The sequence below is a fragment of the Pseudomonas sp. S34 genome (assembly GCF_009866745.1).
Classification (GTDB): domain Bacteria; phylum Pseudomonadota; class Gammaproteobacteria; order Pseudomonadales; family Pseudomonadaceae; genus Aquipseudomonas; species Aquipseudomonas jessenii.
In genome coordinates, this window is the sequence record NZ_CP019398.1 from 336,079 (window position 1) to 356,204 (window position 20,126).

Here is a 20,126-nt window from a genome sequence, read left to right on the forward strand (position 1 = left end):
CTCAACGGCCGGACGTGATGCTCAGCCCTTTGAGCAGGCTCAGGGCCTGGGCCAGTTGGTAATCATCGTCCTGCGGCATCGGCTTGGCTTTGCCGCTGGAACCGGTCGGTTTGTCGACACCGCCGTTGCCATTGCCCAAGTGACCCTGCAAGTCCGCTTCCTTGAAGTAATCACTGTCCTGCTCGCTGGTGATCTTGGCCTTGCGCACTTCGATGTCCGGGACGATGCCCTGGGCCTGGATGGAGCGGCCGTTCGGCGTGTAATACAACGCTGTGGTGATCTTCAATGCGCGTTCATTGTTCAGCGGCAGCACGGTTTGCACCGAACCCTTGCCGAAACTGGTGGTGCCCATCAGCACGGCGCGTTTCTGGTCCTGCAGGGCGCCGGCGACAATTTCCGAAGCCGAGGCGCTGCCGCCGTTGATCAACACGACCATTGGCACGGCTTCGCTTTCGTCCTTGCCGGTGGCAGAGAAACGCAGCTCGGAGTTGGCGATACGGCCCTTGGTGTAAACGATCAGGCCCTTGGTGATGAAGTGGTCGACCACCTCCACCGCCGCCTGCAACACCCCGCCCGGGTTGTTGCGCAGGTCGAGAATGATGCCCTTGAGCTTCTTGCCGTTATCTTTGCGCAGCTTGGCCAGGGCTTTGGAAACCTCTTCACCGGTCTTGACCTGGAACTGGGTGATGCGGATGTAGCCGTAGCCCGATTCCAGCAACTGGCTCTTCACGCTCTTGACCTGGATGACGGCGCGGGTCAGGGTCACGTCGAACGGCGTGCCGCCATCGCGCACCAGAGTCAGGGTGATTTTCTGGCCGATCTTGCCGCGCATCTTGTCCACGGCTTCGGTCATGCTCTGGCCGCGAGTCGGCTGGCCGTCGATCTTGACGATGAAGTCGCCGGCCTGAATGCCGGCCTTGGAGGCCGGGGTGTCGTCAATCGGTGACACCACCTTGATGAAGCCGTCTTCGGCGCCGACTTCAATGCCCAGGCCGCCGAATTCACCGCTGGTGCTTTCCTGCAGCTCGGCGAAATCTTCAGGGCCCAGGTAGGCGGAATGCGGATCGAGGTTGCTGAGCATGCCCTTGATGGCGTTTTCCAGCAGGGTCTTGTCGTCCACCGGTTCGACATAAGCGGCCTTGATCCGGTCCATCACCTCGGCAAAGGTGCGCAACTCATCCAGCGGCAGCGGCGCCTTGGTGGTCGCGGCAGTGCCCGCAGGCGCAACCACCGGCGCTGGTTGAGCGGCAAACGCCAGAGGCGCGCCGATCACCAGGGCGATCGTCAGGGCCAGCGAGGTAAGGCGGGACAAATGCAGCATGTCGAACGAACTCCTAATGTAGGTGACTCTACGCCTATCCTTGCGCGTGGCACCATTGCGCAGGGTCACTCGGGTGACCCTGCTGACGAATTGCGAAATACAGCGCTGGTGTGTCCTGTCCGCCACTGTTACCGACAGTGGAAATAGGCTCACCGGCTTTTACAACGTCACCGGCAGACTTGAGCAGCGTCTGGTTGTGACCGTACAGACTCAAATAACCATTGCCGTGGTCGAGGATCACCAGCAGCCCGGCGCCGCGCAACCAGTCGGCGAACACCACGCGACCACCGTGCACGGCACGCACCGCACTACCGGCAGACGCGCCGATCATCACGCCATCCCACTTGGTCCGGGCATCGTCGCCTCGGCTTTCACCGTAGCGCGCCAGCAGTCGACCATCGACAGGCCAGGGAAGTTTGCCGCGGGTTGACGCAAATGGACCGCCAAAGGTTTCGCCGGAACTGGAAACCAGTGCGCCAGGTGTCGATCTGACCGGTTTGCGCGGGGCATCGTCGCTGGCATCTGCCTGCGCCTGGGCCTCACGTAAACGCTTTTTTTCGGCTTCCTGCTGGGCAATCAGCGCTTTTTGTCGCGCTTCTTCTGCCTCACGGGCCTGGCGTGCCAGAGTTTCTTCAATGGTTTTAAGGACTTTAGACAGGTCTGCCTGATCCTGCTCGCGCGCCGCCAGTTTCTGATCCCGGGCCTTTACGTCGTCATTGAGCTTGGCCAGGACTTGCTGGCGCTCCTTGCGGACTTTCTCGAGCTCATCACGCTGGGTGTCGAGGCTGCTTTGCTGCACCAGCAGTTGCGCCTGCTGCATGGCGATGTCTTTCTCGACATTGGACAGTTGGCGCAGGGTTTCGTTGAAATTCTTCAACTGCTCCAGGCGAGCCTGGCTCAGGTAGTCGTAATAGGTGAGGGTACGGGCAAATCTTTCAGGATTCTGCTGGTTGAGCAGCAGCTTGAGGTATTCCTGACGACCGTTCTGGTAGGCCGCCCGGGCCTGAATGGCGATCAGTCGTTGCTGTTCAATGCGCGCGCTCTGGAGTTTTTTTTTCTCTGCATCGAGTCGCTGCAGCTCGGCTTCGCTTTTCTTCAGCTCTTTTTGCAGGGCTTCGACCTGCTTCTCGAGCTTGCCCATTTCGGTTTCGGTGCCCTTGAGCTCTTTCTGCACACCGGACTTTTCTTCCTGCAGCTTGCCCAGCAGCTTCTTCAGCTCGGCAATGTCCTGACGCGTGGCGTCCAACTGTTGTTGGGTATCTGCGCGCTCATCAGCAAAGGCCGGTTGGAGCAGGCATGTCAGAGCTAGGGCTATCAGGACGCGAAGCATAGGGGCGGGCGGCACCAGGGAAAGGGACGGCCTAGTATGCCCGCCATGGGCGGCAAAAAAAATGCCCAATTGGGACTGTGTGATAACTGGCCCGGAAAACACCGCAAAACCAATGTGGGAGCGGGCTTGCTCGCGAAAGCGGTGTGTCAGGCGACGTTGATGTCGACTGAAACACCGCTTTCGCGAGCAAGCCCGCTCCCACAGGGTATTGAGGTGCTTGATAGGGCGGGTTACACCAGAATCGAAGTCCCGGTCATTTCCTTGGGCTGCTCAAGGCCCAGCAACTTCAGCATGGTCGGCGCCACGTCCGCCAGCACGCCGCCTTCGCGCACCTTCAGGTCGCGCTTGCCGACATAGATGAACGGTACCGGCTCGGTGGTGTGCGCAGTGTGCGCCTGGCCAGTGGTTTCATCGGACATTTGCTCGACGTTACCGTGGTCAGCCGTGATCAAGGCTTCGCCGCCGACTTTTTCCAGGGCATCGACGATGCGACCCACGCACCGGTCCAGGCATTCAACGGCCTTGACCGCCGCTTCGAACACGCCGCTGTGGCCAACCATGTCGCCGTTGGCGTAGTTGACCACGATCACGTCGTAACGCTGGTTTTCGATGGCGTCGACGATGCGGTCGGTGACTTCCGGTGCGCTCATTTCCGGCTGCAAGTCATAGGTGGCGACTTTCGGCGACGGAATCAGGATGCGTTCTTCGCCCGGGAACGGTTCTTCGCGGCCGCCGGAGAAGAAGAAGGTCACGTGGGCATATTTTTCGGTTTCGGCGATGCGCAGCTGGGTCTTGCCGTTTTTCGCCAGGTAATCGCCCAGTACGTTTTCCAGGCTGCCGGCCGCGAAAGCCGACGGCGCAGGAATGCTGGCGGCGTATTGGGTCAGCATGACGAAACCGGCCAGTTTCGGCTGGCGGGTGCGCTCGAACTCACTGAAGTTGTCTTCGACGAACACGCGGGTCAGCTCGCGGGCACGGTCGGCGCGGAAGTTCATGAACACCACGGCATCGCCGTCTTCGACTTTTACCGGCTCACCGATGGAGGTGGCCTTGACGAATTCGTCGCTCTCGCCACGCTCGTATGCCGCCTGCAGGCCTTCCTGGGCGGTGGCGGCGTTGAATTCGCCCTGGCCATCGACAATCAGGTTGTAGGCCTGGGACACTCGGTCCCAACGGTTGTCGCGGTCCATGGCGTAGTAGCGGCCGATGATGCTGGCGATCCGGCCTTTGCCCAGGGCCTGGAAGGTAGCGTCGAGCAGTTCGATCGACGACTGCGCGCTTTTCGGCGGAGTATCGCGGCCGTCGAGGAAAGCGTGCAGGTAGATGTTTTGAGCACCGCGCTTGAAGGCCAGTTCGGCCATGGCAACCAGGTGATCCTGGTGGCTGTGTACGCCGCCATCGGACAGCAGGCCCATGAAGTGCACGGCTTTTCCGGCGGCGACCGCTTTGTCCACGGCAGCGCAGATGGTCGGATTCTCGAAGAACTCGCCGTCGCGGATCGATTTGGTGACGCGAGTGAAGTCCTGATACACCACGCGGCCGGCGCCCAGGTTCATGTGGCCGACTTCGGAGTTGCCCATCTGGCCGTCCGGCAGGCCGACGTCCATGCCGCTGCCCGAGATCAGGCCGTTCGGCACGGTGGCCCACAGGCGGTCCAGTACGGGCTTCTTCGCGGCGAAGATAGCGTTGGATTCAGGGCTGTCACTGTGACCGAAGCCGTCGAGAATCATCAGGACCAAAGGTTTAGGCGTGGTAGTCATGGAATCCACTCGTGGCTGAGGTAAAAGGGGTAATGGAAAAAGGGAGTCGCAGTTTAAAGCGAAGTTCCGGCCGCGTCACCGCCGGACGGGGTTTGGCCCACCATAGTGGCTGTGTATACTGGCCGACATTTTAACGCCCTGGAACCTCCTTCGATGGTTGCTAACCTGATTCAATTCGCCACTAACCACTACATTCTCGTCGGCATCTTCGTCGTACTGCTGGCGTTGCTGATTGCCTATCAAATGCAGGGCGGCGGCCGTAGCCTGAGCACCGGCGAACTGACCGGGCTGGTCAACAAGGACGCAGGCGTAGTGATCGACATTCGTCCAACCAAGGATTTCGCCGCCGGTCACATTGTCGGCGCGCTGAACATCCCTCAGGACAAACTGACCGCTCGTGTAGGTGAGCTGGAAAAGCACAAGGCCAAGACCATCATCCTGGTCGATGCCATGGGCCAGACCGCCGGCACCCACGCCCGCGAATTGATGAAATCCGGCTTTACCGCCGCCAAGCTGTCCGGCGGTATCTCCAGCTGGAAAGCCGACAATCTGCCGTTGGTGAAGTGATATGAGTAGCGTCGTCGTCTATTCCAGCGATTACTGCCCTTACTGCTCGCGAGCCAAGTACCTGCTCGAGAACAAAGGTGTGGCCTTCGAAGAGATCAAGGTCGATGGCAAGCCGCAGGTTCGCGCTGCGATGGCCCAGAAGGCCGGGCGTACGTCCGTGCCGCAAATCTGGATCGGCAGCACCCATGTGGGCGGTTGTGATGATCTGTTCGCCCTGGACCGCGCCGGCAAGCTCGACGCGCTGCTCAGGGCCTGACGGCAATACCCCAAACAAGCAAACCTAAAAGAACCCTGGATCAAGAAGGATCTGCGATGACTGACCAACAGAACACTGCTGCGAACGAAGAAGAAACTGCACCGCAATTCTCCTTGCAGCGCATTTATGTGCGTGACCTGTCCTTCGAAGCTCCGAAAAGCCCGGCGATCTTCCGCCAGCAGTGGGAGCCGAGCGTCGGTCTGGATCTGAACACCCGTCAGAAGACGCTGGAAGCCGACTTCCACGAAGTCGTGCTGACCCTGTCGGTTACCGTGAAAAACGGTGACGAAGTGGCGTTCATCGCTGAAGTGCAACAGGCTGGGATCTTCCTGATCAAGAACCTGGATGACGCTTCGATGAGCCACACCCTGGGTGCGTTCTGCCCGAACATCCTGTTCCCGTACGCTCGCGAAACCCTGGATAGCCTGGTGACCCGCGGTTCGTTCCCGGCACTGATGCTGGCTCCGGTGAACTTCGATGCGCTGTATGCGCAAGAGCTGCAACGCATGCAGGCTGCTGGCGAGACTCCGACCGTTCAGTAAGCCTTTCTGAGCGTCGAAGCAAGTCCAATGTGGGAGCGGGCTTGCTCGCGAAAGCGGTTTTTCAGTCAACATTCATGTTGAAGCTGATGACCCCTTCGCGAGCAAGCCCGCTCCCACATTTGCTATGCGGTGTTATTTGAAGTCGTTCTGACGCCAGGCTTCGTAAACGGCCACCGCCACGGTATTGGATAGATTCAGGCTGCGGCAGCCCTCGCGCATCGGCAGGCGCAGGCGTTGCTCGCCGGGCAGGGCATCCAGCACTTCGGCGGGCAAGCCACGGCTTTCCGGGCCGAACAGGAATGCGTCGCCCGGGGCGAAGCTGGCATCGTGGAACGGCCGCGAACCCTTGGTGGTGAAGGCGAACAGTCGTGGATGGCCGAGGCTCTCCAGGCAGCTGGCAAGGTCCGCGTGGCGTTGCAGGGTGGCATACTCGTGGTAATCGAGGCCGGCCCGGCGCAGGCGCTTGTCGTCCATCTCGAAGCCCAGCGGTTCGATCAAATGCAGGTGGCAGCCACTGTTGGCGCACAGCCTGATAACGTTGCCGGTATTCGGCGGAATTTCTGGTTGGAAAAGGATGACGTGAAACATGCACGGCTCCGAAGGCAAAGATGACGCGCATTCTACGCCGCCAGAAGGCGTGCGTTCGAAACTATTCCTGCGGGTAATGGGCTCGCTGGCGATTGTCGGGGTGATGGTCGGGATGATGATCGGTCGCCTGACCACGCCAGACCCCAGTCAGTTGCAGCAGGTGGAAGTGACGAACGACGGGCTGGTGGTGTGGTTCAACAATGAACCCAAGACCCACGGCGAAATTGTAGACGGCAGTGTCGCGCTGCTGTTTGGCGCCGAGGGCCAGGCGCAGAAAGGTCAGCTCAAGCTCGGCGGCAAGGACGTGAACTGGCGGGTACGTTTGAGCGATGGGGGGTTGTTGCTGACACTGGTAGCGGCCCGGCCCCTGCGGGGCGAATGGACCGGTAGCGAGGTTGATGACCGCTGGCGACTGGAGATCCATCTCCGGGAGCAATAAAAGAGGGAATCCCCGGCCTGCCTGTACCAAGGTTCCCGAAACGGGAGGCTCGTCGCGAGTGCGGTGTGAGCCTGGTGTAAAGAAGGAACCCCTGACCTGCCTGTATCAAGGGCCCCAAAACGGCTGGGCTCGTCGCGGGTGCGGTGTGAGCCCGATGTAAAGAGGGGAATCCCCGGCCTGCCTGTACCAAGGTCCCCGAAACCGGGTAGGTGAACTGATTCACTTGAAAGGGTTATTGCAGGGGGCGTGCCAGGTTTTAACAACTTGGAACAAAAAATCGCTTTGAAGCGTTGAAGGCCCCGAGATCCGGGGCTTTTGTGTTTTTGGGTGGCGGGTAGTATCGGGTTTTATGGCGAGGTTTCAGGACAGTGGTTGTGCGCGATTGCGGTTCACGGTGCATTCAGTCGGTGCATTGATGGCTCTAAAAGCATCGCGAGCAAGCTCGCTCCCACAGGGTTCGATGGTGTCTGCACGATCGTGAAAACACCGAAAATCCACTGTGGGAGCGGGCTTGCTCGCGAAAGCGGTGTATCAGTCAAAATTGAAGTCGACTGACACATCGCATTCGCGAGCAAGCCCGCTCCCACAGGATCGTGTGCTCAGTGATTACTTAGCCCTCATCCCCCTCATCATCATCCCCGCCATCAACCTTCATCCCCAATTCCTTGATCTTGCGAGTCAGGGTGTTGCGTCCCCAACCCAGCAAGACGGCGGCATCGCGGCGGCGACCGGCGGTGTGCTTGAGGGCGGTCTCGATCATGATCCGCTCGAAGGCCGGTACGGCGCTGTCGAGCAGGCTTGACTGACCACGGGACAGCGCCTGGTCGGCCCACTGGCGCAGGGCCTGCTCCCAGTTGGTCACGGGTGCCGAGTCCTGAGGCAGGCTCAGCAGCTCCGGCGGCAGGTCGCCGATGTGCACTTCGCGACCCGAAGCCATCACCGTGATCCAGCGGCAGGTGTTCTCCAGCTGACGCACGTTGCCGGGCCACGGCAAGTTCTTCAGGTATTCCTCGGTTTCGCTTTTCAGCAGCTTCGGCTCGACTGCCAGTTCCTGGGCAGCGCGGCCGAGGAAGTGCTTGGCCAGGGTCGGGATATCTTCGCGGCGATCCGACAGGCGCGGGATATGGATGCGGATCACGTTGAGGCGATGGAACAAGTCCTCACGGAATTTCCCGGCATGCACCAGGGTTTCCAGATTCTGGTGAGTCGCGGCGATGATGCGCACATCGACCTTCACCGGCACGTGACCGCCGACGCGGTAGAACTCGCCGTCGGCCAGTACCCGTAGCAAGCGGGTCTGGGTGTCAGCGGGCATGTCACCGATTTCGTCGAGGAACAGCGTACCGCCGTCGGCTTGCTCGAAACGCCCGCGACGCAGGTTGGCCGCGCCCGTGAACGCGCCTTTCTCGTGGCCGAACAGTTCGGATTCCATCAGGTCTTTGGGGATCGCCGCCATGTTCAGCGCAATGAACGGCGAAGCGGCGCGCGGGCTGTGGCGATGCAGCGCGTGGGCCACCAGTTCTTTACCGGTACCCGATTCACCATTGATCAGCACGGTGATGTTGGAGTGGCTCAAGCGTCCGATGGCGCGAAACACTTCCTGCATCGCCGGCGCTTCGCCGATGATTTCCGGGGTGCGGGTCAGGGTCGGGGCAACTTCCAGGCCTTGTTGTTCCTGAGCGTGCTGGTTGGCGCGCTTGACCAGGGAAACCGCCTCGTCGACATCGAACGGCTTGGGCAGGTACTCGAAGGCGCCGCCCTGATAGGACGCGACAGCGCTGTCCAGATCGGAGTGCGCGGTCATGATGATCACTGGCAGCCGTGGGTGCTGTTCGCGAATCCGCGCCAGAAGCTCCAGACCGCTGGCGCCGGGCATGCGGATGTCGGAAATGATCACGTCCGGCTGCTGGCGCGCCAGACGGCTCATCACGCCATCGGCGCTGTCGAAGCTTTGCGTGGTCATGCCTTCCTGTTGCAAGGCTTTTTCCAGGACCCAACGGATAGAACGGTCGTCATCGACGATCCACACGGTTTCACTACGGCTCATGTCGATGTGGCTCCTTGTTCCAGTGGCAGAAAGATCGAGAAGGTGGTGTGGCCGGGGTGGCTGTCACATTCGATCAGGCCCTGGTGCTGGCTGATGATGTTCTGGGTAATGGCCAGGCCCAGCCCGGTACCGTCCGGACGACCGCTGACCATGGGGAAGAAAATGGTTTCCTGAAGTTCTGCCGGGATGCCCGGACCGTTGTCGATGATTTCGATCTTGGTCACCAGGCGATGGCGCACGTGGCCGATGGTGAACTGGCGCATGGCGCGGGTGCGCAGGCTGATACGCCCCAGGCGCAGTTCGTTCTGGCTGCTGATGGCCTGCATCGCATTGCGCACGATGTTCAGCACGGCCTGAATCATTTGTTCGCGATCGATCAGGACGTCGGGGATGCTTGGATCGTAGTCGCGCACCAAGGTGATGCAGCCCTGGCTTTCAGCCTCCACCAGATGGCAGACACGCTCAAGCACTTCATGGACATTGCACATGGCCAGCGACGGCAGTTTGTTGGAGCCGAGCATGCGATCCACCAGATTACGCAGGCGGTCGGCTTCTTCGATGATGACGTTGGTGTAGTCGCGCAGGCTCTCTTCCGGCAGTTCCCGGGCCAGCAATTGTGCCGCGCCGCGAATCCCGCCCAAGGGGTTCTTGATTTCATGGGCAAGGCCGCGCACCAGCATCTTGCTGGTTTCCTGTTTCGACAGCTGTGCTTCTTCCTTGGTGATCCGCAGCAGGCGGTCACGGGGGTGGACTTCGAGCAGCAGCATCGTGTCGCCGTTGCTCAGAATCGGTGTTACCGCGTAGTCGACGGTCAGGGTCTGGCCGGTGAGGGCGGTGAGCATGGCTTCGCGCTTGGTGAACGGGTGCGCCTGTTCGACGGCCTGGCGCAACGAGTTCAGCGCTTCGGTCGATTCGGTAAACAACTCACTGATGAACTGCCCATGGCTGCGCTGACCGCTGATGGCCAGCAGCATCTCCGCCGCCGGGTTCATGTACTCGAGGCGCAGTTCGGCGTCGAGCAGGATGGTGGCAGTGGTGAGGTTGTCGAGTAGCAAACGGTGGAGTGCGTCGCTAATGGTCATCGGGACCTCTTTTAGGGCAGAGCGTGCGTAAAAAAATGCAGATACGGGCAAAATGCAAAAACCAAACCAAGGCTCCGAAAAGAAGCGTTCAGCGCCTGAAACAGGCGTTTGACGCTCGTTTACGTGGCGTTCTGCCAGCTATTGCGGGTACTTTCGAACCAAAATGGGTTGGAGCGTGAGTACGGCGCAAACAATTGCACCAATATAGTGCGTAAGCCTGGGCGAGGTTAAAAAAGTCTCAAGAAAGGATTTTTTTCTTCGTCTGGTCTGTCGCTGAGCGGGCATTCCGGCCGCTGGCCGTAGTCTTCGAGAGTGCAGGGTTTGATCCTGCGCTTCTGGGCGAGAGACGTGCGCTGCATGTGGAAAGGTTGGTTGGCGGTGCGTTCGACGATGCGCCCCTGTTCGTCGAGGATTTCCACGGACAGGGTATGGCTGCCGCGATCGATGTTGCTCAGCGGGAACACCGGGCTCAGGCCGGGTTCGGCGGTGGGCTGGCCGTCGAGCAGCAACCGGTAGTGGTGACCGGGTTGCAGGGCCGGTTCGTTGGTGGCGCTGACAATGACTTCACCAGTGTTGCTGCGGATGGTTGCGTCGGGTTCCGGGATCAGGATACGCAGCACCTCATAGTGGAACAGCGCCTGTACTTCAGGACTGCTCTCGGCGATCAACGGTGCTGCGCTGGTGGGGTTGGCCGCTATTCGATTGCTCCTTGTCAGCGGTACACGCCGGGCGTCGCCGGGTTTGGGCTGGTCGGTGAAAACCCGGTTGCCCTGAGCATCGACATACATGAAGACCTCTGCCGAGGCGGGCTGGGCGAACAGGCAGGCGATCAGTAGCCAGGCCTTCAAGGTTTGTGCACCCGCTGTACGGTGAATGTCACCGCAGGGCTCTGCTGCACAACGTTTTCGCCATCGATCACTTGCACGGCGAGGCGGTGTTCGCCGCGATCGATGTTCACCAGTTGCAGGGTCGGCACGTTGCCTGGCTGGCCGTAAGGCTGGCTGTCCAGCAGCAGGCGTAACAGGTGGGGGCCTTGCAGGCGGGGGGTGATCAGTACTGTTACGGTGAACGTGCCGTTGTTGGCGCGCAGGGCTTCGGTGCTGGGCAGGCCTGTCAGCTCCAGCACTTCATAGGTTGTGCGGGGTAATTCGTTGTGAGCGGCTTCAGCAGCAGGTGCGGCTTCGCCGGAAGGCTGGCGTTCGACGCTGTTGAGGGGCGGCAAGTCGACCGGTTGGGCGCTGATGCCATCAGGCGGTTGATTGCTGTACGCGGTGGCGCCGTTGGCGTCCGTGTACTTGTAGATCTGCGCCGTGGCGGGCAGAACAACCAGCAGCAGGATGAAGAGAAAACCACGACCCATGGAATCGACCGGAAACGAAAGCGTTGGGTTGCAGCATAGGCCAGGCTGGGTGGTTATCCCAAGCTACGACACATTCGGGCATGGTTTGCGAAGGAAGTCCGGCAACCCAGATCCCCTGTGGGAGCGGGCTTGCTCGCGAAGGCGCCAGTACATTCAAGATCAATGTGTCAGACAGATTGCTTTCGCGAGCAAGCCCGCTCCCACAGGGTACTTTGTCGGCCATTGAATCGCAGGCAATAAAAAAGGCCTCCCGAAGGAGGCCTCTTTTTGTCACGCCGCGTGCCGCGACGCTACCGGATCAGCAGCTGTAGTACAGCTCGTATTCCAGTGGGTGTACGAAGGTACGTACCTTGATTTCTTCTTCGCTTTTCAGGGCGATGTAAGCGTCGATGAAGTCGTCGCTGAAAACGCCGCCTTTGGTCAGGAACGCACGACCTTTGTCCAGCTCTTCCAGGGCTTCTTTCAGGCTGCCGCAAACTTGTGGGATCTCTTTGGCCTCTTCAGGCGGCAGGTCGTACAGGTTTTTGTCAGCGGCGTCGCCAGGGTGGATCTTGTTCTGGATGCCGTCCAGGCCAGCCATCAACAGTGCGGCGAAGCACAGGTACGGGTTGGCAGCCGGATCCGGGAAGCGTGCTTCGATACGACGGGCTTTCGGGCTCGACACGTAAGGAATACGGATCGAAGCGGAACGGTTGCGAGCCGAGTAGGCCAGCATCACTGGAGCTTCGAAGCCTGGAACCAGACGCTTGTAGGAGTTGGTCGCCGGGTTGGTGAAGCCGTTCAGGGCCTTACCGTGCTTGATGATGCCGCCGATGAAGTACAGGGCGGTGTCGGACAGGCCGGCATAGCCTTCGCCAGCGAAGGTGTTCTTGCCATCTTTCCAGATGGACATGTGTACGTGCATACCCGAGCCGTTGTCGCCGTACAGAGGCTTAGGCATGAAGGTCGCGGTGCGGCCGTAGGCATCGGCAACGTTGTGCACGACGTACTTCAGGGTTTGGGTTTCGTCGGCTTTCTTCACCAGGGTGTTGAACTTGACGCCGATTTCGTTCTGGCCGGCAGTCGCCACTTCGTGGTGGTGAACTTCGACGGTCAGGCCCATTTCTTCCAGTGCGTTGCACATGGAGGTACGGATTTCGTGGTCGTGGTCGAACGGCGGAACCGGGAAGTAGCCGCCTTTGACGCCTGGACGGTGGCCTTTGTTGCCGCCTTCGATGTCCTGGTCGGACATCCACGAACCTTGTTCGGAGTAGATCTTGAACATGGAGCCGGAAATGTCGGACTTGAACTTCACCTGGTCAAAGATGAAGAACTCTGGCTCCGGACCTGCGTATACGGTGTCACCGATAGCGGTGGCTTTCAGGTGCTCTTCGGCGCGCTTGGCGATCGCACGTGGGTCGCGGTCGTAGCCTTGCATGCTCGAAGGCTCGATGATGTCGCAGACCAGGATCAGGGTCGGCTCTTCGGTGAACGGATCCAGAACAGCGGTGGAGTCGTCCGGCATCAGGATCATGTCGGAGGCTTCGATGCCTTTCCAGCCGGCGATGGAGGAGCCGTCGAACATTTTGCCGACTTCGAAGAAGTCGTCATCCAGCGCATCGCGAGCCGGCATGGTCACGTGGTGCTGAGTGCCTTTGGTGTCCGTGAAGCGCAGATCAATCCACTTGACGTCATGATCTTTGATGAGTTGAACCGACTTCGACATAGTGTCCTCCGGGTGTATTAGGGCTGGTAGTGGATGCCCTTAAATGTTTGTGATGCCGGCGCGAATACTCTGCCAAGGCAACCTGCCTCACAAGGGAGCAAATTGCATGCCAGTGCCCCAGCATGGATTTTTTGCCCCAAAATCACGCTTGAGAGGGCGTTTTGCCCTTTAAAGCAGAAAAGCTCGCCCTGTAATGTGGCGCCATATCTAATAAATGACCTGTTTTGGTGCATGCAAAACCTTCTGCACATTAACTGGTTAAACCTTGAGCAATTTCCGCTATAATCCGCGCCCCCCTTTTTCGGCAGGCCATGCGCGCGCTGTTTCCATGAAATTAATCGTAAAAGTCTTCCCCGAGATCACCATCAAGAGTCGACCTGTCCGGACGAAATTTATCCGCCAGTTGGCCAAAAACATCCGCGCCGTGCTCCGTGATCTGGATCCGGCCGTGGTGGTGAACGGCGTGTGGGACAATCTCGAGCTGGAAACCCGTGTTACCGACCCGAAAGCCTTGAAAGAGATGGGTGAACGCCTGACCTGCATGCCGGGCATCGCGCACTTTCTGCAGATCGACGAGTACCCGCTGGGCGACTTCGACGACATCACCGAAAAGTGCAGGCAGCACTACGGCGATGCGCTGGCCGGGAAAATTTTCTCGGTGCGCTGCAAGCGTGCGGGCAAGCACACGTTCAGCTCGATGGACGTCGAAAAATACGTCGGCAGCAAACTGCGTCGCGAGTGCGGCGCCGCCGGGATCGACCTGAAAGCGCCGGAAATCGAAGTCCGGATCGAAGTTCGCGACCAACGGTTGTTCGTGATCCACAGCCAGCACAACGGCATCGGCGGATATCCGCTGGGCGCGCTGGAGCAGACCCTGGTGCTGATGTCCGGTGGCTTCGACTCCACCGTGGCGGCCTACCAGATCATGCGCCGCGGCCTGATGGCGCATTTCTGCTTCTTCAATCTGGGCGGACGTGCCCACGAACTGGGCGTCATGGAAGTCGCGCATTTCATCTGGAAGAAGTACGGCAGCTCCCAACGCGTGCTATTTGTCAGTGTGCCGTTCGAAGAAGTGCTGGGCGAAATTCTCGGCAAAGTCGATAACAGTCATATGGGCGTAGTATTGAAGCGTATGATGTTGCGCGCTTCCTCCCAAATTGCCGATCGACTGCACATCGACGCACTGGTCACCGGTGAGGCGATCTCCCAGGTGTCGAGCCAGACGCTGCCGAACCTGTCAGTGATCGACTGCGTGACCGAAAAGCTGGTACTGCGCCCGCTGATCGCCAGTCACAAGCAGGACATTATCGACACGGCAATCGAAATCGGCACCGCCGATTTCGCCCGGCACATGCCGGAATACTGCGGCGTCATCTCGGTCAATCCGAAGACCGCGGCCAAGCGCTATCGCGTCGAGCATGAAGAGAAAGAATTCGATATGGCGGTACTCGAGCGTGCGCTCGAAAACGCCAAGCTGGTGCCGATCGATCGCGTGATCGATGAATTGGGCCAGGACTTGCAGATTGAAGAAGTCAGCGAAGCGCTGGCCGGTCAGATCGTCATCGACATCCGTCACCCGGATGCCGCTGAAGACGACCCGCTGGACCTCGCTGGCATCGAGGTACAAACGATGCCGTTTTATGCAGTGAACGCTCGTTTCAAGGAACTGGACCCTACTCGCCAGTACCTGCTGTATTGCGACAAAGGCGTGATGAGTCGCCTGCATGCCCACCATTTGCTCAGTGAGGGGCATGCCAATGTGCGCGTTTATCGACCGAGCTAAGTGCCCGGGGCTGTTTGCCTGTGGCCTGCGTCACCGGCCCCCCGATGCCACCGTCAAGCTGTAACGGCTTTCACGGACGCTACTGTTAATCGCTGCCAAGACTTGTCAGCACACCGAATCCTCTGATCGAGATACACAAGTGATCGAAAATCTACGCAACATCGCCATCATTGCCCACGTTGACCATGGTAAGACCACCCTGGTAGACAAACTCCTGCGTCAATCCGGCACCCTGGAGCGCAACGAGCTCAACGACGAGCGCGTGATGGACTCCAACGACCAGGAGAAAGAGCGCGGTATTACCATTCTGGCGAAAAACACCGCCATCAACTGGAACGGCTACCACATCAACATCGTGGACACCCCGGGCCACGCCGACTTCGGCGGCGAAGTTGAACGCGTAATGTCGATGGTCGACTCCGTTCTGCTGCTGGTTGACGCTCAAGACGGCCCTATGCCGCAAACCCGTTTCGTGACCAAGAAGGCTTTCGAAGCCGGCCTGCGTCCGATCGTGTGCATCAACAAGGTTGACCGTCCAGGCGCGCGTCCGGACTGGGTTCTGGACCAGATCTTCGACCTGTTCGACAACCTGGGTGCCACCGAAGAACAGCTGGACTTCAAAGTCGTCTACGCCTCGGCCCTGAACGGTATTGCCGGTCTGGACCACACCGAAATGGCTGAAGACATGACCCCGCTGTACCAGTCGATCGTCGACAACGTACCGGCGCCGGCTGTTGACCGTGAAGGTCCGTTCCAGATGCAGATCTCCGCACTGGACTACAACAGCTTCCTGGGTGTTATCGGTGTTGGCCGTATCGCTCGTGGTCGCGTCAAGCCGAACACCCCGGTTGTGGCTATCGGTGCCGACGGCAAGAAGCGTAACGGTCGTATCCTGAAGCTGATGGGTCACCACGGTCTGCACCGCATCGACGTTGAAGAAGCTGCAGCAGGCGATATCGTGTGCATCAGCGGTATGGACTCGCTGTTCATCTCCGACACCCTGTGCCACCCGGACACGGTCGAAGCGATGAAGCCGCTGACCGTCGACGAGCCAACCGTTTCCATGACCTTCCAGGTAAACGACTCGCCATTCTGCGGTAAAGAAGGCAAGTTCGTGACTTCCCGTAACATCAAGGAACGTCTGGACAAAGAGCTGCTGTACAACGTTGCACTGCGCGTTGAAGAAGGCGACTCGGCTGACAAGTTCAAGGTTTCCGGCCGTGGCGAACTGCACCTCTCGGTACTGATCGAAACCATGCGTCGCGAAGGCTTCGAAATGGCTGTAGGCCGTCCGGAAGTGATCATCCGTCTGGTTGACGGCGTGAAGCACGAACCGTTCGAAAACGTCACCATCGACCTGCCGGAAGAATCCCAGGGCAAGGTGATGGAAGAGATGGGCCTGCGTAAGGGCGACCTGACCAACATGGTGCCGGATGGCAAGGGCCGTGTACGTCTGGAATACAACATCCCTGCTCGCGGTCTGATCGGTTTCCGTAACCAGTTCCTGACCCTGACCAACGGTGCTGGCATCCTGACCTCGATCTTCGACCGTTACGACGTGATGAAGTCCGGCGACATGTCCGGCCGTCAGAACGGCGTTCTGGTTTCGGTTGAAACCGGCAAGGCACTGACCTACTCCCTGGAAACCCTGCAGGCGCGTGGCAAGCTGTTCGTAGAACACGGTCAGGAAATCTACAACGGTCAGATCGTTGGTCTGAACAGCCGTGACAACGACCTGGGCGTTAACCCTACCAAGGGCAAGAAGCTCGACAACATGCGTGCTTCGGGTAAAGACGAAACCATCGCTCTGGTTCCACCTGTTCGCTTCACCCTGGAACAGGCTCTGGAATTCATCCAGGACGACGAGCTGTGTGAAGTAACTCCTAAGTCCATCCGTCTTCGCAAGAAGATCCTGGACGAAAGCGAGCGTACCCGCGCTGCCAAGAAAGCCAAGGCATAAGATTTAGCCCTGGCTGAACGAAAACGCCCCCGGTCGAGAGACCGGGGGCGTTTTTGTTTGTCTGCGGTTTATGCGGTGTTTGTGCTGGCCTCTTCGCGAGCAAGCCCGCTCCCACATTGGATCTTCAGTGAACACTTGATTTGTGTACATCAGAGATCCCCTGTGGGAGCGGGCTTGCTCGCGAAGGCGGCGGATCAACCGCCGCAGAAATCAGGAAATATCAGAACCGCTCAATCGACCGAGAATTCTGCACGCGCTCCACTTCCTTGGGCTTGTACGCGCAATACCCCGGCCGCGGGCCGATTTTCGGGTGATTGCGGCAAGTATCCGGGCGCTTATCATAAATAGTGCACAGACGGCTCTTACGATCCAGGTACAGGCAATCGTTGTTGCTCATGCGCTGGAGGGTAAAGATTCCTGACTTCTGATTGAAGCGTTCGACCAAACCTTCCTTTTGCAGGCGCTTGGCGATGTTCTTCGGCGGATCACCCAGCTCGAACTCATCGACCACGCCGATGCGGATCAGATCCTTGATCTTGACCTCGACGGGCAGGGTGCAGCAGCTGGACATACACGAGCCGCACATCGGGGCAGAGTACTTGGCCCAGGTATCGAGGCGGTCGATCTCTGCGGCAGCGATCAGGTTCGGCTTCATCATCGTTTGTTACCAGCGTGTGCATCAGGGCGCGCGATCATACCGGGACTGGTGGATTTTTGAACAACCTTTCGCCAGATTTTTTCACGGCCGGCCAATAATCCGCTAATCCGGCACGGCCCCTGCATTGAATCAGGTACACGACAATGTATTGCCGACCCGATTCGCCCTTACAGGAAAAACTGCCGAACCAGAGCCTCTACCGCCTGTCAGACCGTCTAGGCTCAGACAACTCCAAGCTCGCTCGAGGTCCTATCGATGACTCAAGAACCACTTGTTCGCGAAGCAGAGGTGGCCGCATTCCGCGACGCCGTCTTGACCAAACTCACTTATGCAGTGGGTAAAGACCCGGATCACGCCTTCGACCACGACTGGTTCGAAGCCATTGCCCTGGCCGCGCGGGATCACATGGTCGAGCACTGGATGGATCACACGCGGCAGATCTACCGCAAAGGTCAGAAGCGCGTCTATTACCTCTCCCTGGAATTTCTCATCGGTCGGCTGTTGTTCGACAGCCTGAGCAATCTCGGCCTGCTCGACGTGGCCCGCGAAGCCCTGACCGAACTCGGCGTCGACCTTGAGCGCATCCGCATGCTGGAGCCCGATGCGGCCCTGGGCAACGGCGGCCTCGGGCGTCTGGCGGCGTGTTTCCTGGAAAGCATGTCGACCCTCGGCATCGCCGGTCATGGCTACGGCATCCGCTATGAGCACGGGTTGTTCCGTCAGGCGATTGTCGATGGCTGGCAGCAGGAGCAGACCGAACACTGGCTGGATTTCGGCAACCCGTGGGAGTTCGAGCGGCCGGAAGTGGCTTACACCATCGGTTTCGGCGGCAGTGTCGAGACCCTGACCGACGACACCGGCAAATCCCGACAAGTCTGGTCCCCGGCGGAAACCGTGCGGGCGATTGCCTACGACACGCCGGTGGTCGGCTGGCGCGGGGCGAGCGTCAACACGCTGCGCCTGTGGCGTGCCCGCGCCATGGAAGATCTGCATCTGGAGCGTTTCAACGCCGGCGACCACCTGGGCGCCGTGGCCGAAGTGGCCAGGGCCGAAAGCATCTCCCGGGTGCTGTACCCGGCGGACAGCACCGAGGCCGGCCAGGAGTTGCGCCTGCGCCAGGAGTACTTCTTCGTCGCCGCCTCGTTGCAGGATCTGCTGCGCCGCCATCGCAACATGCACACCTCGGTGCTGACCCTGGGTGATCACGCCTCTATCCAGCTCAACGACACTCACCCCTCGATTGCCGTGGCTGAACTGATGCGGCAACTGGTCGACGTTTATGACGTGGCGTGGGATGCCGCGTGGCAGGTCACCGTCGATACGCTGTCCTACACCAACCACACATTGCTGCCCGAAGCGCTGGAAACCTGGCCGGTCGGCTTGATGGAACGCATGTTGCCGCGGCACATGCAGATCATTTACCTGATCAACGCCCACCACATCGACTCCCTGCGGGCCAAGGGCATTCACGACTTCGACGTACTGCGCGCGGTGTCGCTGATCGAGGAAGACAACGGTCGCCGGGTGCGCATGGGCAACCTGGCGTTTCTCGGGTCCCACAGCATCAACGGTGTGTCCGGGCTGCATACGCAGCTGATGCGTCAAACGGTGTTCTCCGAACTGCACAAGCTCTACCCGGAGCGGATCAACAACAAAACCAACGGCATCACCTTCCGCCGCTGGTTGTATCAGGCCAACCCCGAGCTGACCTCGATGCTGGTCGATGCCCTTGGCCCCGAGGTGCTGGACAACCCGGAAGAGCGTTTGCTCGCCCTTGAATCGTTCGCCGAGAAAAGTGCATTCCGCAAGGCGTTTGCCGAGCAACGCCTGCACAGCAAGAAAGCCCTGGCGTACCTGATTCATGAGCGACTGGGCGTGGCGGTCAACCCGGCGGCGATGTTCGACGTGCAGGTCAAGCGAATCCACGAGTACAAACGCCAGTTGCTCAACCTGATGCACACCGTGGCGTTGTACCAGGCGATTCGAGCGGAGCCTGAAATCGACTGGGTGCCACGGGTGAAAATCTTCGCCGGCAAGGCAGCCGCGAGCTATCACCAGGCCAAACTGATCATCAAGCTGACCAACGACATCGCCCGGGTGGTGAACAACGACCCGACCGTGCGCGGCTTGCTCAAAGTGGTGTTCCTGCCCAACTACAACGTCAGCCTGGCGGAGAGCATCATTCCGGCGGCGGATTTGTCCGAGCAGATCTCCACCGCCGGGTTCGAAGCGTCAGGCACCAGCAACATGAAATTCGGCCTGAACGGCGCGCTGACTATCGGCACCCTGGATGGGGCCAACGTGGAAATGAGCGAGCGCATCGGCACCGAGCACATGTTTATCTTTGGTCTCAGCGCGCAGCAGGTGGAGGCACGCAAACAGAATCATGAGTTCAGCGCGGTGCCGGATATCGCCGCGTCCCATCGTCTGAACGATGTGCTGCAAGCGATTCGTGGTGGGGTGTTCTCGCCGGACGATCCGTCCCGTTACACCGGATTGATCGATTCGCTGGTGGACTACGATCGCTTCCTGGTCTGCGCCGACTTCGATTCCTACTGGCACGCCCAGATGCGCGTCGAAGCCCATTGGCACGATTCGAAGGAGTGGTGGCGCTCGGCGGTGTTGAACACGGCGCGGATGGGCTGGTTCTCGTCGGACCGGACCATTCGCGAGTACGCCACGGAAATCTGGAAGGCACTGGAGTAGTTTTAAGCCAGAACTGCGAGCA

17 protein-coding genes are annotated in these 20,126 nt (G+C 59.6%); 7 read left to right on the forward strand and 10 right to left on the reverse strand.

From position 1 onward, the window contains the following. Position 1: 1 nt before the first annotated feature. From PspS34_RS01490 to gpmI, 3 genes are all read right to left on the reverse strand, one after another. Entirely contained in the window at positions 2-1,321 is a 1,320-nt protein-coding gene (locus tag PspS34_RS01490) for a S41 family peptidase (protein ID WP_057712409.1), read from the reverse strand. A gap of 34 nt (positions 1,322-1,355) precedes the next feature. Further along, positions 1,356-2,651 (reverse strand): murein hydrolase activator EnvC, encoded by a 1,296-nt coding sequence (locus tag PspS34_RS01495; RefSeq protein ID WP_154861217.1) that lies wholly within the window; start codon positions 2,649-2,651, stop codon positions 1,356-1,358. Positions 2,652-2,881: 230 nt separating this feature from the next. After that, on the reverse strand, positions 2,882-4,411 hold the full coding sequence (gene gpmI, locus PspS34_RS01500) for a 2,3-bisphosphoglycerate-independent phosphoglycerate mutase (protein ID WP_154861216.1): 1,530 nt from the start codon (positions 4,409-4,411) through the stop codon (positions 2,882-2,884). 153 nt (positions 4,412-4,564) lie between these two features. On the opposite strand from gpmI, the gene PspS34_RS01505 reads away from it, so the two are divergent. Genes PspS34_RS01505 through secB form a run of 3 tightly spaced genes read left to right on the forward strand, consistent with a single transcriptional unit; the run spans position 4,565 to position 5,776 of the window. Beyond that, the gene (locus PspS34_RS01505; protein ID WP_008047735.1) at positions 4,565-4,978 is read left to right on the forward strand and encodes a rhodanese-like domain-containing protein; all 414 of its coding nucleotides are present in this window, start codon (positions 4,565-4,567) and stop codon (positions 4,976-4,978) included. A 1-nt stretch (position 4,979) separates the two neighbouring features. Then, positions 4,980-5,234, forward strand: a complete 255-nt coding sequence (gene grxC / locus PspS34_RS01510) for a glutaredoxin 3 (protein ID WP_150726523.1) — start codon at positions 4,980-4,982, stop codon at positions 5,232-5,234. Between the two features lie 56 nt (positions 5,235-5,290). After that, complete coding sequence (secB, locus tag PspS34_RS01515) at positions 5,291-5,776, forward strand: protein-export chaperone SecB (RefSeq protein ID WP_008047739.1); 486 nt, start codon at positions 5,291-5,293, stop codon at positions 5,774-5,776. 132 nt (positions 5,777-5,908) lie between these two features. Here the strand turns inward: secB and trmL are convergent, their stop codons facing one another. Beyond that, entirely contained in the window at positions 5,909-6,364 is a 456-nt protein-coding gene (trmL, locus tag PspS34_RS01520; RefSeq protein WP_090452600.1) for a tRNA (uridine(34)/cytosine(34)/5-carboxymethylaminomethyluridine(34)-2'-O)-methyltransferase TrmL, read from the reverse strand. Here trmL and PspS34_RS01525 point away from each other — a divergent pair. Then, complete coding sequence (locus PspS34_RS01525; RefSeq protein WP_150812000.1) at positions 6,363-6,803, forward strand: hypothetical protein; 441 nt, start codon at positions 6,363-6,365, stop codon at positions 6,801-6,803. The two genes, trmL and PspS34_RS01525, sit on opposite strands and share 2 nt — an antisense overlap. 610 nt (positions 6,804-7,413) lie before the next feature. Here the strand turns inward: PspS34_RS01525 and ntrC are convergent. The 5 genes from ntrC to glnA form a co-directional block, all read right to left on the reverse strand. Continuing rightward, positions 7,414-8,850 (reverse strand): nitrogen regulation protein NR(I), encoded by a 1,437-nt coding sequence (ntrC, locus tag PspS34_RS01530; protein WP_154861215.1) that lies wholly within the window; start codon positions 8,848-8,850, stop codon positions 7,414-7,416. Continuing rightward, positions 8,847-9,932, reverse strand: a complete 1,086-nt coding sequence (glnL, locus tag PspS34_RS01535) for a nitrogen regulation protein NR(II) (protein WP_057712404.1) — start codon at positions 9,930-9,932, stop codon at positions 8,847-8,849. Before glnL ends, ntrC begins: the two co-directional genes overlap by 4 nt. A 227-nt stretch (positions 9,933-10,159) precedes the next feature. Beyond that, the gene (locus tag PspS34_RS01540) at positions 10,160-10,780 is read right to left on the reverse strand and encodes a DUF4124 domain-containing protein (protein WP_154861214.1); all 621 of its coding nucleotides are present in this window, start codon (positions 10,778-10,780) and stop codon (positions 10,160-10,162) included. Then, on the reverse strand, positions 10,777-11,292 hold the full coding sequence (locus PspS34_RS01545) for a DUF4124 domain-containing protein (RefSeq protein ID WP_150811996.1): 516 nt from the start codon (positions 11,290-11,292) through the stop codon (positions 10,777-10,779). Before PspS34_RS01545 ends, PspS34_RS01540 begins: the two co-directional genes overlap by 4 nt. 298 nt (positions 11,293-11,590) lie before the next feature. Next, a complete protein-coding gene (glnA, locus tag PspS34_RS01550; RefSeq protein ID WP_008002929.1) occupies positions 11,591-12,997 on the reverse strand; it encodes a type I glutamate--ammonia ligase in 1,407 nt (468 codons plus the stop codon). 328 nt (positions 12,998-13,325) lie between these two features. Here glnA and thiI point away from each other — a divergent pair, with 328 nt between their 5' ends. After that, positions 13,326-14,780, forward strand: coding sequence for a tRNA uracil 4-sulfurtransferase ThiI (gene thiI / locus PspS34_RS01555; RefSeq protein WP_057712400.1), 1,455 nt, complete (start codon positions 13,326-13,328; stop codon positions 14,778-14,780). Between the two features lie 139 nt (positions 14,781-14,919). Continuing rightward, positions 14,920-16,740, forward strand: coding sequence for a translational GTPase TypA (typA, locus tag PspS34_RS01560; RefSeq protein WP_057712399.1), 1,821 nt, complete (start codon positions 14,920-14,922; stop codon positions 16,738-16,740). 220 nt (positions 16,741-16,960) lie between these two features. Here typA and PspS34_RS01565 read toward each other — a convergent pair whose 3' ends face one another. Continuing rightward, the gene (locus PspS34_RS01565) at positions 16,961-17,398 is read right to left on the reverse strand and encodes a YkgJ family cysteine cluster protein (RefSeq protein WP_150811994.1); all 438 of its coding nucleotides are present in this window, start codon (positions 17,396-17,398) and stop codon (positions 16,961-16,963) included. 255 nt (positions 17,399-17,653) lie between these two features. Here PspS34_RS01565 and PspS34_RS01570 point away from each other — a divergent pair, with 255 nt between their 5' ends. Continuing rightward, entirely contained in the window at positions 17,654-20,104 is a 2,451-nt protein-coding gene (locus PspS34_RS01570) for a glycogen/starch/alpha-glucan phosphorylase (RefSeq protein ID WP_154861212.1), read from the forward strand. Positions 20,105-20,126: the final 22 nt, after the last annotated feature.